Annotated in this window: 7 protein-coding genes and 1 pseudogene; 4 read left to right on the forward strand and 4 right to left on the reverse strand. The window is 37.9% G+C overall.

From position 1 onward, the window contains the following. Nucleotides 1–17 precede the first annotated feature (17 nt). Nucleotides 18–2,912: a GAF domain-containing protein gene (locus FJR11_RS01595; RefSeq protein WP_168501978.1), complete on the reverse strand. Its 2,895-nt coding sequence runs from the start codon at nt 2,910–2,912 to the stop codon at nt 18–20. Nucleotides 2,913–3,005: 93 nt separating this feature from the next. On the opposite strand from FJR11_RS01595, the gene FJR11_RS01600 reads away from it, so the two are divergent. Then, nucleotides 3,006–4,145 (forward strand): quinone-dependent dihydroorotate dehydrogenase, encoded by a 1,140-nt coding sequence (locus FJR11_RS01600; protein WP_168501979.1) that lies wholly within the window; start codon nt 3,006–3,008, stop codon nt 4,143–4,145. Nucleotides 4,146–4,219: 74 nt separating this feature from the next. Here FJR11_RS01600 and FJR11_RS01605 read toward each other — a convergent pair whose 3' ends face one another. The 3 genes and pseudogenes from FJR11_RS01605 to FJR11_RS01615 all read right to left on the reverse strand — a co-directional run bounded on the left by FJR11_RS01605 (nt 4,220) and on the right by FJR11_RS01615 (nt 8,861). Then, nucleotides 4,220–4,966 carry a hypothetical protein gene (locus FJR11_RS01605; RefSeq protein WP_168501980.1) on the reverse strand — a complete coding sequence of 249 codons (747 nt, stop codon included), beginning with the start codon at nt 4,964–4,966 and terminating at the stop codon, nt 4,220–4,222. Between the two features lie 607 nt (nt 4,967–5,573). Continuing rightward, nucleotides 5,574–6,359, reverse strand: a pseudogene (locus FJR11_RS01610) (type ISP restriction/modification enzyme); the annotation flags it as partial. A 219-nt stretch (nt 6,360–6,578) separates the two neighbouring features. Continuing rightward, nucleotides 6,579–8,861, reverse strand: coding sequence for a CHASE2 domain-containing serine/threonine-protein kinase (locus tag FJR11_RS01615; protein WP_168501981.1), 2,283 nt, complete (start codon nt 8,859–8,861; stop codon nt 6,579–6,581). 740 nt (nt 8,862–9,601) lie between these two features. Between FJR11_RS01615 and FJR11_RS01620 the strand changes: the two genes are divergently transcribed. The 3 genes from FJR11_RS01620 (at nt 9,602) to FJR11_RS01630 (ending at nt 13,971) form a co-directional block, all read left to right on the forward strand. After that, a complete protein-coding gene (locus FJR11_RS01620; RefSeq protein ID WP_104387051.1) occupies nt 9,602–10,123 on the forward strand; it encodes an NYN domain-containing protein in 522 nt (173 codons plus the stop codon). 370 nt (nt 10,124–10,493) lie between these two features. After that, the gene (locus tag FJR11_RS01625; RefSeq protein WP_168501982.1) at nt 10,494–12,086 is read left to right on the forward strand and encodes a 2-isopropylmalate synthase; all 1,593 of its coding nucleotides are present in this window, start codon (nt 10,494–10,496) and stop codon (nt 12,084–12,086) included. Between the two features lie 196 nt (nt 12,087–12,282). Next, complete coding sequence (locus FJR11_RS01630; protein WP_168501983.1) at nt 12,283–13,971, forward strand: NAD(P)H-quinone oxidoreductase subunit 4; 1,689 nt, start codon at nt 12,283–12,285, stop codon at nt 13,969–13,971. The last annotated feature ends 42 nt before the right edge of the window (nt 13,972–14,013 follow it).

Raw genomic sequence — 14,013 nt, forward strand, 5'->3', positions numbered from 1 at the left:
GATCATCAATTGAAAATTTAAGAACCCAATGTACTACCGTCAGAATTTTGAGCCGCTAAAGGTAATAATAAACGACTGACGACTTTTTTATCTGGTAACTTATATATCTGTAATTCTCCACCCAATTGTTGCATCATCTTTTTACAAATTACTAGATGTAAACCTGGGGATTTATTCAGGTTTGCAGTAGAAAGTGTCACCGGAGATTGGTATTGATTAAATTCTATTAATAACTGTGGTTCAATGATGCCATTATCTGTAATTAAAACTTCTAGATAGTGATCATCTAAGGGACGAGACCAGATATCAACTCTATCACCAATAGGAGAACGTTGACAGGCAGCAACTAACAATTCATGGAGAACCAATTCAATTTTCACAATGTCGCCAGTGGTGGCTAATGTAGAACCTGTATGAGTTTCTTCTCCGGGTAAGGAAGATATGGGGGATGATTCCCGATGATCGTTAGATTCTCCCACATCATGTATTCCTATCCACAATTGTTGCTGTTTGGCAAAAATATCAACTCTTTCTACTCCTCGCTTCAATAGACTGGAAATTGACATAGTTTCTAAACTTATATGCAAATCCCACTGCTCCTGTTTAATTATGCCTGTCATCGAACTAGTGATGTAGTCTAATTGTCTAAACAGCAGCTTATAGCGCATTTGAGTTAGTTCACTAGCAGGTATGCCTAAATCACGGATTTGCCCAAGTACAAGTTTGGCCATTCTATGAATTTCTTCTAAACGACGATGTTTGTACCAATTAAGTTTGCCTAAATTTTCAGTATTAGATTCTAGTTGTTGAATAGTTTGCTGTTGACTTTGCCACCATGCTAATTGATGAATAAGAGTGGATACAGCATTTAAACCAGCCTCTCTCCAGTTATGTTCTTCATAATCCGCCAAAATTATAATGCCGGTGGCTTGGTAATCAGCACTTGTACGTAATGCCATGACAAAAACTTTACTTCTGTCAGGAATTGTTAACCATTGTCTAGTTTCTGATGGTAAATCATAAGCTTTGAGAATCAAGTAACTATTATGGGCTAATGCTAACTCTGCCAAGACATCTTTCTCTAAGGAAACATGAAAATCTGTAACTACCTGAAACTGATGATCTGACATAACCCCTGGAATGATTTCTGCCCAATTTTGCCCAGAATTACCGGAAAGAATAACTGCTAGGGGAGATTCTAAAACAGATGCTATTTGTTGAAGAGCGGCTATTTCAGTTGTATTTGTGTCGCTTTTAGTTTGGGTGAGGATCTTCAGGTATTCTTTAAATCCTTGGAAGATTTTTTGTTGATCTTTGGTACTATCCCGTAGTTGCCAATGATGAACTACTACACCAATATTCTGACTAAAAACCCATAGTAATTCTTTTTCTAAAGTTTTCCAAGATCGGTTGGTTTCATGGGTAACGAGCAAAAGTAATTCTGGTGTCCGCCCTTGAGTACAGTTACATATTAACAGCGATCGCACACCATTATCTAATAACTGCCGTCGCCAATTTAAGAAACGCAAATCTGCCTCAAAGTTTTCAATTTCTAAGGTTTGTTTGGCATTTTGCAAAAGCTGAATATCAATTTCTGCTAGTTCCCTCAGTTCAAATGTCCATAGTCGGCGATTATGCCGCATACTCTGGAAAATAACTTGATAGATATTTTTGTGGGGGTTATAATGTAATAATAGAAATCGTGTGGCAGTTAGCCGTTCTAAAATTCTGCCAGCACAAATATATAAAGCGGAATCTAGATCCTTTTCCCTGTAAATAGCTTGGGCAACTTGATTAGTTAATTGAGTATCCTGTTGAATTTGTTTAATTGTGCCTTCGATAATTTCATTAGGAGCAACTAAGGATATTAATCCGGCTGCACCTTGGACAAAATGTTTTTCTGATTCCATCCACTTGCGGAGTTCATGACTTTCTACAGTGAGAAATCCTAGTAAGTCTTTTTGCCAGATAATCGGTGCTGCCAAGAGTGATTTCACTCCCAGACGTTGCAATAACTTACTTGAAATATTGGTTTTTAAAGAACTAGAATCTTCACTAATCCACACTAATTCATTAGTAGATAAAGCATAATAAAAATCACTCAAATCTTGAACTGTGATGCCAATTGCCCCTGGTTTATGGCTGTCTGTACTACTAATATTAACTAGATTATTACTCATTCGACACCAAAAGTAATTTCCTTCCCTTTCCAACCAATAAATATTTGTGCGACTAGGGGAAACAAATTTATGAGTAGCATCAACTACTGCTTCTAATCTTTTATTAAAATCACTGACAGAACGGACATTTTCTAATAATTGTAATAATGGTTCAGTTGGAGTTGAATCTGGCTTCTGTTGTTTATTACCATTATTATTTTTATACAGTAATATTCCCAATTCACCTATGACTATTAGCAACTTAGCTCTAGCTTCTCCACTCAACAAGTAACCCCAACGTTGTGAACCTAGTAAAACCAACCCTAAACATTTTTCTTTATAGCGAATTGGTAAAAGAATAGTTCCTTGAATGTTATATTTGATAGAGACTTCTTGCCATTCATAGGCGCGAGACTCTCCCCGTAAATTTGCTATGCCTAAAGGACATAATTGAGTAACTACTTTCTCTAGAAAATTTCCCGGCTTAACAACCATCGATCTTCGTAAATAACTGGTTTCTCCATCGGGAGTCAATCCCCCTTTTCCATATAAAGTTTTGTTACTCTCATCGTAAAGAGCAATCCAAATAAATGGGTAGTCAAACCGTTCTTTAAGATAACCAATAGTATTTTTAATCAGTGCGTCAACACTATCATCTTCTCTCAAGTTCTGGAGCAGTTGCCCCAAGGATAGGATTTGTTGTTCAGCAGCTTTAGGTTTTTTTTGCTGCTCATTTTGATCATCGTTTGACATAGTTTGTAGTAATATATTTTAGAATGCCTGGTGAACCTTCCTAATGGATTTTGTCCCTGGTGTCTGTTAATAATTGGTAGATGTTAACCTAAATTGGATATTTATCAAGCAGTAGTTAGTCATTTTTTATTTACTCTGGTAAAAACCGAGCCAGAGTGGTTACACAAACAAACCATTGGTAGTCTAAACTGGCTTACAAAAACCAGCTATAATCCTTCTACTAAGTGGTTAAATAACCTCCTTCAGCAATATTTGTGTGTAAATGATCCGCGATTAGAGCAAGTTTTGTTGGGACTAAAATTTCCCAATCCTCTAGGCTTGGCTGCTGGATTTGACAAAGACGGAGTTGCTGCTAGTATCTGGCATAATTTTGGGTTTGGGTTTGCCGAACTGGGTACTGTCACTTATCACCCACAACCCGGAAATCCCCCTCCTCGCTTATTTCGTTTGCCTTTAGATAAAGCTGCACTTAACAGGATGGGTTTTAATAATTCTGGTGCAGTGGCAATGGCAGCAAGATTGACAGAGGGAAAAAAACACTTAATTCATCCAGTACCCATACCCATAGGAATTAATTTAGGTAAATCTAAGATAACACCCTTGGAACTAGCCGCACAGGATTATCTAGATAGTTTTCGATTACTGAAAGATTTAGGTGATTACTTTGTAGTAAATGTTTCCTCTCCTAACACACCAGGATTGCGATCGCTCCAAGATGCTGCCATGCTTAGTCAGATATTGGATGTATTAAAACAAGAAAACACCGCACAAAAACCCATATTTGTGAAAATAGCCCCCGATTTAGAATGGGAGGCAATATCTGACATTATTACTCTGGCTAAAACCTACCAAATTGCTGGTTTAATCGCCACCAACACCACAATTAGCCGGGAAGGACTCCAAACCCAAATCATTGAAAAAACTGGTAAATCCCCCCAAGAAGAAGCGGGAGGAATTAGCGGCAAACCAGTGCGCGATCGCTCTACAGAAGTAATTCGCTTTATTTACCAACAAACCCAAGGGCAGATGCCGATCATTGGCGTAGGTGGCATATTTACGGCTGAGGATGCTTGGGAAAAAATCACAGCCGGAGCTTGCTTAATTCAAACTTATACAGGCTGGATCTATGAAGGACCAATGATGGTACGCCGCATCCTTGCCGGTTTATTAACCAAACTAGAGGAAAACGGCTTAACATCCATCAGTCAAGCGATAGGCATGGGTAATAGGTAATTGGTGATTGGTAATGGGTAATTGGGGAGAATTAAATTATCTACACCCAGTCCCCAATCCCCAATCCCCAGTCCCTATTCTTCCACGGGGAAAAACTCCTTAGACTTACGAGAATAAGACCAAGCAATACCATCAGGATCACGGGTACGACACCACTCAGCAAAATCTGGGTCATTGCGTCGCTTGTAAACTGTACTGGAATAAACATTTAGGCGTTTGGCTAATTCCGATTGAATGAGTGAACCAAAAACTAACTGTTCTTCCAGAGGTTTCTTAACTTCCTCGTGGGTAGGTTCGGGTAAGGATTCAGATTCAGATTCAGGTTCAGATTCAGATTTTATTTCCTCCTCCTGGGCTATTGGTGGAGGTGGAGCTAAAAACGAACGGGCAATTTTCGTAACTGGTTGAGCCGGCAGTTTTTCCACCGATTCACTACTATCAAGAATATCGCCGAGAATACTAGCAGTAATAAAGTAGTACGATTGCTCTTCATTTTCTGCGTCCAGTACACTAGCGCCAAATTCCTTAGCTTTACCATCTAAATAGCGTTTTGCCACCTGTCCAGAAAAATTACCCTTGATTGCCAAATCCATTGGTGTAATTTTCCCGTGGTTTTCGCGAATTAACTGATAAAAAAGCGGGTTAACTTGGTTACACCACTTTTCCCATCTATATTGCTGCCAAAGATTGAAAACCATCAGCAGACCCAAGATTAGCAGTAAAACCTTCCAGGTATTGACAACGAAAACAATCAAAAACGATAACGGCAAAATGAGAACGAGAAAACTTTTGCCGTAATTTTCTATGGGTGTTTCACTCATGCTGATTTTTGCCAAGTGAATTTTTACAAAATAATATTTCTATATTGGCAAAAATTTGGACATTTGTTTGTATCTTTTGGCAAAAATATCGCCAATTACTTGGCAAAAGCTACTTATACAGGGAAAAAGTGACAGCTTACACCAAGAAAAGAAATTTTTCTCTAGCTACTTGACAACTAGAAATTTACGTACTACATCAATACTACAAATGACATTCCCAAAGGAGTTAGCTTTTGCGTGACAGAGCGCCCACCTTGCCTTTTTAGTCCGACCTATCGAGGGTTATCGGATTTGACACTCCCCGTTCTAAAGACACAGGGAGTGTCAACTAAGCTGTCACGCATTTAAATTGTTGGTTGAGACGAGGGAACAGGGAACAGATAAGAGTTTGAGGGCTTATTTTCTAACTTCACCAAATCAAATTTAGATGCGCCTTAGCTTAGTTAAGTCTGGCAATGGATAATTGGTGATAAAATCTCAGTATTAATCCTGTTCATCCTTAAATCCTGGACATCCTGATTCTGACAATTTTTCTAACTAGCAACTTATTTTGGATGTTGTGATTTTGTGATGTTGGGTTTCCTTATGTCAACCCAACCTACGTTATTTATTTGCTCATTTGTTGAATTATTTCCATTGTTTCAATGCTGACTGTACAGACTCTCATTAATAAATCTATGACAATTTCTTTATAATCTGCGAAACGATAAGTATTGAATTTTTCGGCAATGGTTGGATCTTTTGGTTTCTTTTCTTTATATTGATCTAATATCCATTCTAACGCACAACGATTACCCAGCATATATTCCCAAGCTATTTTAGGAATGTTTTCTAATGTAGTGACATCATCTAAGATAATACTATTTTTGGTTTTATCGGCTTTTAATTTTGCTTTGGGTGTTTTTTGATTGTCTTTTAAGGGAATATCAAGACGGGTTAAGTTATAAGGTGTGATTGTTTCATAATTAATATGTAATTCCATGAGTTGTTTACCCCAGTTAACCCATTTTTGGAAGTTTTCATAATATGGTAAACGAGGAAATTCGCGTTTGAGGTTGAGTTCGTATTTGGTGCGATAAGCTGGGTTATGTAAGACTGCGTAGGTATAATGAAAAATGTCTATTTTGGTAATTGTTGGATCTTGGTAATGGGTTTGAATTTGTTTTAGTCCCCAGTCGGTTATATTATCAATGCGGTTTCCTATTTTGTCGTAACGGTAGAGAGGGAGACATTGAGAATCACCGGTTAAATGTAAATCAATAATTGAATTACTACTTAAACAATGAAAGGGTTTTGTATTTCCTAATGCTGAAAAAGCTATATATATATTATCTAATTTGTCACCTCTATGAATTTCCAACCAGTACGAAGGCATTCTATTAAAATGTCTATCAAGATAAAAAAAGCTTTATTCATTGAGGAGATTTTGAAAAGCGACACGAATAGAAGTTTCTTTGCGAGAACCACCATATTGAATGATTTTTTCTACTTCTGCTTGGTATTGGGTTACTAATAGTCGAGACATTTATAAAACTCCTAAATGATTTAAATTAATGGGTGTTGTTGTAAAAAAACAAGATTTTGCTGTGGGATAATTTCAAAATATATTTTTTTACTCATCTTCTATCCAAGGTTTGGTAACAGAATCACTATCAATGTCATCGTCTTCTGAATAGTCTATTACTGTTTCTATTTTTCCTTGTTGAGAAATTGGTATTTTATTCAAAGCTTCTAGCGCGTCAAATGCAGAATTATATCTCAGTTTATGATCATCCATAACCATGTGATTGATAATTTCTGCTAAAGGTTCACTAACTTTTGCATAATCTAACCAGATTACTTCCCCATTGCTATCATGTTTTAATTCATGGGGAGAAATACCAGTTAAGGCTTTAATTCCAATCATTCCAATAGCATAAATATCACTATTATATTGAGGACGACCAAAACATTGTTCACTTGGTGAATAACCTTTAGTCCCAATACCAATTGTGAAAGCCGTTGACTCAAAACTTTCTGTAACTTGGGTACTAACTTCTTTGACAGCCCCAAAATCTATTAATACCAGTTTTTGATCTGATCGACGACGAATAATATTATTAGGTTTAATATCTCGGTGAATCACCCCATTGTCATGGACAAATCTTAATATTTGTAAAAGGTCTTTGAGGATTTCAATAACTAAATTTTCTGGAAAAGTTTTACCTGATACTAACTCTTTATTTAAGGGATGACCAAGGATATATTCTTGAATTAAATAAAATTCTTCATCTTCTTCAAAATAAGCTAAAAGTTGGGGAATTTGATTGTGTGTTCCCAATTTTTCGAGGGTTTTTGCTTCTGAACTAAATAACCGTCTAGCCAGGGCTAAATTTTCCTCTTTAGTTGTGGCTGGTTTGAGTTGTTTAACAACACATTGGGGATGATCAGGACGTTGGATATCTTCAGCAATATAGGTTTCACTAAATCCCCCAGCACCAAGAACTTTAATAATTTGATAACGGCCGCTGAGTATTTTTCCTTTGACTTCCGAATCTCTTTTTTCAATCAGGTCTTGTAGGTCAGTTTGTTGATTTAAAATTTCTTGAACAACGGGAGAAAATTGATATTTTTGAAAAATCGTAACTAATTGTTGTTTGTTATTTTTTTCTTTGATAACTTCCAAACCCAAGTAACCAATCCCATTTAAAGTAATTGCTATAATTGGGATTGTGGTAGGAAGCATTAATTGTCCATAAATAAAACTGCTATAACTAATTCCTCCCCAAACTATAGCCACAGCCATACTTAATAAAAGTCTATTAATCCCATGTTTATTTTTAGTTACGACTAAACCTGTACTACCAATTATTATCAGAACAAACAAACCATTTAGTATAGTATTATTAATGGCTGGGGCAATGGTTTTATTAGTCATTAAACTAGCAATTGCATTTGCATGAATCTCTACCCCAGACATTCGTTGATTTGGGGACATAGCCACCGGATGAATATCATGAATTAACTGGGCTGTAGCTCCAATAATCACAATTTTATTTTGGAAAAATTTGCCCTGTTGTAAATAATTATTCCAGTTTTCTGGGTCGAGGACAGACCAAAAAGAAATTGTCTCAAATGTCCCCTCATTCCCCGAAAAATAAATGCGATCACCCTTTGGTGGTGGATATTTTACCTGTGCAGATGCTAAAATTGCTTCTGCAAAGGAGGAAATTTTTGTACTCGTGGGATTATCTACAGACAAAGACTTGATAAACTCACTAGCCAAACGGTGAATTTTACCATCTACCTCTAAACGAAAATTTACCACACCAATAGATACTGATGCAGAACGAAACATTTCCTGGGGCTGGGTTAGTTGGCTAAATTCTCCTTGATGTGTATCGAAATTTTCGTAAAGTGCTGCCAAGGTAACTTTATTGCCGTATTGTTGTAATACTGCTTGCAATTGGCGATCATCCACTTCACCGTAACCGCTGGGTTTGTCAAAAACTATATCTAAGGCTACTGACTTCGCACCAGCTTTCATCAATTTAGTGATGACATGAGCATAAGCTTCACGCTTGTAAGGGAAAGATTTCAGCGGTTCTAAGTAGCCATACTGTTGCGGATCTGATTTATAGTACTGTTCAGGAGTTGTAATGGACTGATCATCAATTGCTAAAATGACAATATCTTGTGGCGGTGCTATTGCTCCCCGCAATTGAAACCAAGTTGTCATCACTTGATTTTCCATCCATTGGACTCCAACACCGTCAGAAACACTCAGTAATGCTGCTATCAAGGCGGAAGTAACAGTTAGTAAATGACTCAAGCCTACGACTCTCTGAGACTGCTTTCCTGATTTGCCAACAGAAGCTGATTTTTTAGTTAAGCTAGATATAGGCTCTTTTGCCATATTATGTTACTGGTTAGTTTAAGTACAACACTTTTATTGATTCAGAACCCTGTTCAACTGCTAAAAACTTCAAATTTTAAGACTTAAATGAGTATTTTATCCCTTTGTCCAGTATCCTCTAATTTCCATCCAACTTATATCAGTATATTCGCCGTACAAAAACTCTATAGAGATACATCCCCACCTTGTATATAACTAAACCTCTCTCTGTAATAGCAGATAAGGGAAGTTGTAATAAAAATTTATATTCCGAGTCATCAACTTATTCAAACTGGTGTCATAGAGTATCAAGCAACATTTAGGTGTTCATTTAGGATATCCTAGATGCGTATCCTCAATAGTTTTCTCTGTTTGCTGAAGTATTGATAATTTTCTTAATTTATCCCTACAGTTGACCAAAAAATCTATTGATAGATATCAGCCTATCCCCTGCTAGAAATCCTATACCATACCTCTTTAGGAGTAAAATTGTATATTATCTAGTTCAGAATGCTGTTACTATGTCAATTTTATTGGTAGATTTTGATCAGACAACATATTTATAAGTACCGGAGGTGAAACCAGTTCAATAATTAGGATCTCAACTGGAATATTTTGGCCAATTTCTGGATTTAAAAGAGGTAAGATAATAGCTATACATAATTATGTACCTTAAAGATATTAGCGAAATTACCACTTGATAATTGCTATAATCTATTCTTCCCTCTAACATTCTTATCTATTATTAGGTGTAAATTTTTATGGGTTCTCCAATGAATCGTCTGTCTATTTTTGTAGATGGAAACAATATGTTCTATGCTCAACAAAAAAATGGTTGGTTTTTTGACCCCCGCCGCGTTTTAGAATACTTCAAATACGAACAGTCAGAAACTACATTAATCAATGCCTTCTGGTACACTGGATTAAAAGACCCACAAGACCAAAGAGGTTTCCGAGATGCTCTCATCAGTTTAGGATATACAGTCCGCACGAAAATCCTGAAAGAGTATTATGATGATGCTTCTGGTCGTTACTCCCAAAAAGCGAATTTAGATATTGAAATTGTCGTTGATATGTTTAATACGGTAGATCAATATGACCGAGTTGTATTATTCAGCGGAGATGGTGATTTTGAAAGAGCTATCGAACTATTACGCTCAAAAAATACGCATATTACGGTAGTATCAACAGAAGGAATGATCGCTAGAGAGCTACGTAATGCTACCGATAGATATATAGACTTGAACGATATTAGAGACAGAATAGAAAAAACTGACGGTTAATTACCTTAGTATTTATTTACCAAAAAACTGGGTTTAAAGCCCCGTCATTTGAGGACGGCTTTTTAATAGAATAGTGGAAACAGGCAGGGCATTGTCTGTTGGGCGAGATAGTGTAAGACGGGCTATGCCTGCAACTGTTGTTTGAACCCAGAATCTCTGCACTCTCAGGGCGGGGAGTATGTCAAAAATCTCAAAGTTAAAAACTAAACTTCACAGTTCAAGTTATTTTATCAAAAAAGAATTGAGGAATTAGAAGTCAGTCATGAGCATAAATTTTCTAGAACTGATAAATCAAACCACATTTGATTAATTCTAATTCCCTTATTTTCTTTTATTCAGCCCAATCTCAAAACTAAACAAGGTTAAGCTCATGAGCAAGCAAGCCGACAGAATTATCATCTTTGACACAACATTGCGCGATGGAGAACAGTGTCCAGGAGCAACTCTCAACATAGACGAAAAGCTGGTTATTGCTAAACAACTAGCACGTTTAGGGGTAGATATTATTGAGGCTGGATTTGCTTTTGCTAGTCCTGGAGATTTTGAAGCAGTTAGCAAAATTGCCCAAACTGTGGGAACAGAAAATGGTCCGATAATTTGTAGTTTGGCCAGAGCCAGACATGATGATATTAAAGCCGCAGCAGCAGCCATCAAACCAGCAGCAAAAGGGAGAATTCATACTTTTATTGCTACCTCTGATATTCACCTGCAATATAAGTTAAAAAAGACCAGACCAGAAGTAGTAGCCATTGCTGAAGAAATGGTTGCTTATGCCAAAACCTTCACCGATGATGTAGAATTTTCTCCTGAAGATGCGGGACGATCTGATCCAGAATTTTTGTATGAAGTTTTGGAAAGAGCGATCGCGGCTGGGGCAACAACTGTTAATATTCCTGATACCGTAGGTTACACTACTCCCAGCGAATTTGGGGCAATCATTAAAGGCATTACTGAAAATGTCCCCAACATTGATAAAGCCATTATTTCTGTTCACGGCCATAATGATTTGGGTTTAGCAGTTGCTAACTTTTTGGAAGCTGTGAAAAACGGCGCTCGTCAACTAGAATGTACCATCAATGGTATTGGTGAAAGAGCCGGAAATGCAGCTTTAGAAGAATTAGTCATGGCTTTGCACGTCCGCAGACAATATTTTAATCCTTTTTTGGGACGCGCTGAAAATTCCGAAGCACAACTCACGAACATTGACACCAAACAAATCTATAAAACCTCCCGTTTGGTTTCCAGTTTAACGGGAATGTTGGTGCAACCAAATAAAGCCATTGTGGGTGCAAATGCCTTTGCTCATGAATCTGGAATTCACCAAGATGGGGTATTGAAAAATAAACTCACCTATGAGATTATGGATGCCCAATTGATTGGTTTATCAGATAATCAAATAGTATTGGGTAAGCATTCTGGCAGAAATGCTTTTCGGACACGGTTGAAAGAATTGGGTTTTGAACTATCAGAAACCGAACTGAATAAAGCCTTCGTCAAATTCAAAGATGTAGCCGATAAAAAGAAAGAAATCTCTGATTGGGATTTGGAAGCGATTGTCAATGATGAAATCCAACAAGCGCCAGAGTTATTTAAAGTCGAGTTAGTACAGGTTTCTTGTGGTAGTAACACCACACCCACCGCTACGGTGACTCTTCGCACTCCCAGCGGGGAAGAATTAACTGATGCGGCTATTGGTACGGGTCCAGTAGATGCAGTATACAAAGCTATCAATCGGGTGGTTAATGTACCGAATGAGTTGATTGAGTTTTCTGTACAATCAGTCACTGGGGGAATTGATGCTTTAGGAGAAGTAACTATTCGCTTACGCCATGAATCCCGTGTATTTTCAGGTCATGCGGCTAACACAGATATTATTGTGGCATCGGCTCAGGCTTATGTGAATGCACTGAATAGATTGTTTTCATCTTTGCAGCAGGAAGTGAAGGAAGAAGTAACAGCGTAATACAAGGGTGGGTTAGATAGGTTAAATCGTTTAACCCACTATGAATAAGGCTTTTTCTAATCTACTCAATGCTAAGTATAAGATTTATTGAAGTAAATATTCTCTTATGCCAAGCTGGGGTAAAAACTTATAAAGAAATTGTTAAAAAGTTTAGTACAATAACATTATTCACTGATAAGTATTTTTTCCTATTGACATGATAGCGGCTCAATTTCCTTGGCTTACCGCGATTGTCCTATTTCCACTTCTGGCATCCTTTCTCATTCCTGTATTGCCTGATAAAGACGGCAAACTTGTCCGTTGGTATGCACTGGGCGTAGGCATTGCTGACTTTGTATTGATGTGTTATGCCTTTTGGAAGCATTATGATGCGACTAATGCTAATTTTCAACTTGTAGAAAATTATGTTTGGATGCCTCAGTTGGGCTTAAACTGGGCAGTTTCCGTGGATGGGATTTCCGCCCCACTGGTACTTTTAGCGGGATTTGTTACCACCCTTTCAATTTTTTCAGCTTGGCAAGTTGACCGCAGACCGAAGCTTTTCTATTTTCTCATGCTTGTGTTGTATTCCGCACAAGTTGGGGTATTTGTCGCCCAAGACTTGCTGTTATTTTTCATTATGTGGGAAGTCGAATTAATTCCCGTATATTTACTAGTTTGTATTTGGGGTGGACAACGACGACGCTACGCAGCTACAAAATTTTTACTTTATACCGCAGCAGCTTCTATATTTATCTTGGTAGCAGCCCTAGGAATGGGGTTATATGGCGGCGGAAATGTCACCTTTGATATCGCTGAACTTGCCCATAAAGAATATCCCCTCACTCTCCAACTCCTACTATATGCAGGGTTGTTAATTGCCTTTGGCGTAAAATTGGCGATTTTCCCATTGCATACTTGGCTACCTGATGCCCACGGAGAAGCATCTTCTCCTGTGTCCATGATTTTGGCGGGTGTATTGTTGAAAATGGGCGGATATGGACTAATTCGCCTGAATCTTGACTTACTCTCTGATGCTCATGTTTACTTTGCCCCGGTTCTCGCCATTCTCGGTGTTGTCAATATTATCTATGGTGCTTTAAATTCCTTTGCCCAAACGAACATGAAACGGCGTTTGGCTTATTCATCAATTTCCCACATGGGTTTTGTATTAATAGGAATTGCCTCTTTCACCGATTTGGGTATCAACGGGGCAATGCTGCAAATGATCTCCCATGGTTTAATTGCTTCAGTGTTGTTCTTCCTCGCTGGTGTAACTTATGACCGTTCCCGCACAATGGTGATGTCAGAAATGGGCGGTATTGGTCAAGCCATGCCCAAAGTATTTGCTTTATTTACAATGGGGGCAATGGCATCTTTAGCTTTACCGGGAATGAGTGGCTTTGTCGGTGAACTTTCGGTGTTTGTGGGGATAACAACTAGCGATGTTTACACCTCGACATTCTGCACCGTTACAGTTTTCCTAGCCGCTGTGGGCGTTATCCTCACACCTATTTATCTGCTTTCCATGCTGCGGCAAGTATTTTATGGTTCTGGTGCAGCCCTGATTTGCGATATTAACAACGCAGGTTTTGAAAATCAGGAAGACGAAGGAACGGCTTGTTTTGGTACAGATTGCCTGTTACCAACGGAAACTGTATATACTGATGCCAGACCCCGTGAAGTGTTTATTGCTGCCTGTTTTCTAGTGCTGATTATTGGCATTGGTTTCTACCCCAAGGTAGCTATGCAAATGTATGATGCGAAAACTGTGGCTGTGAATGCTCATGTTCGCCAATCTTATACCATTATTTCCCAAACCAATCCCCGTGTTTATGCTAGTGGATTTTTAAATCCCCAAGTTGTAGGAACTGAATTAACTCCAGTTTTAGGAACTTTAAAATAGATGATTTGCTGATAGCGCGGCTTTAGCCATATTGTTGTTATT

Source organism: Anabaena sp. UHCC 0187, assembly GCF_009712035.1.
GTDB lineage: Bacteria > Cyanobacteriota > Cyanobacteriia > Cyanobacteriales > Nostocaceae > Dolichospermum.

Coding starts and splice junctions, on each gene's coding strand:
- FJR11_RS01595 (WP_168501978.1), bottom strand. CDS start 2,912: ATGTCAAACGATGATCAAAATGAGCAGCAAAAAAAACCTAAAGCTGCT.
- FJR11_RS01605 (WP_168501980.1), bottom strand. CDS start 4,966: ATGAGTGAAACACCCATAGAAAATTACGGCAAAAGTTTTCTCGTTCTC.
- FJR11_RS01615 (WP_168501981.1), bottom strand. CDS start 8,861: ATGGCAAAAGAGCCTATATCTAGCTTAACTAAAAAATCAGCTTCTGTT.
- FJR11_RS01620 (WP_104387051.1), top strand. CDS start 9,602: ATGGGTTCTCCAATGAATCGTCTGTCTATTTTTGTAGATGGAAACAAT.
- FJR11_RS01625 (WP_168501982.1), top strand. CDS start 10,494: ATGAGCAAGCAAGCCGACAGAATTATCATCTTTGACACAACATTGCGC.
- FJR11_RS01630 (WP_168501983.1), top strand. CDS start 12,283: ATGATAGCGGCTCAATTTCCTTGGCTTACCGCGATTGTCCTATTTCCA.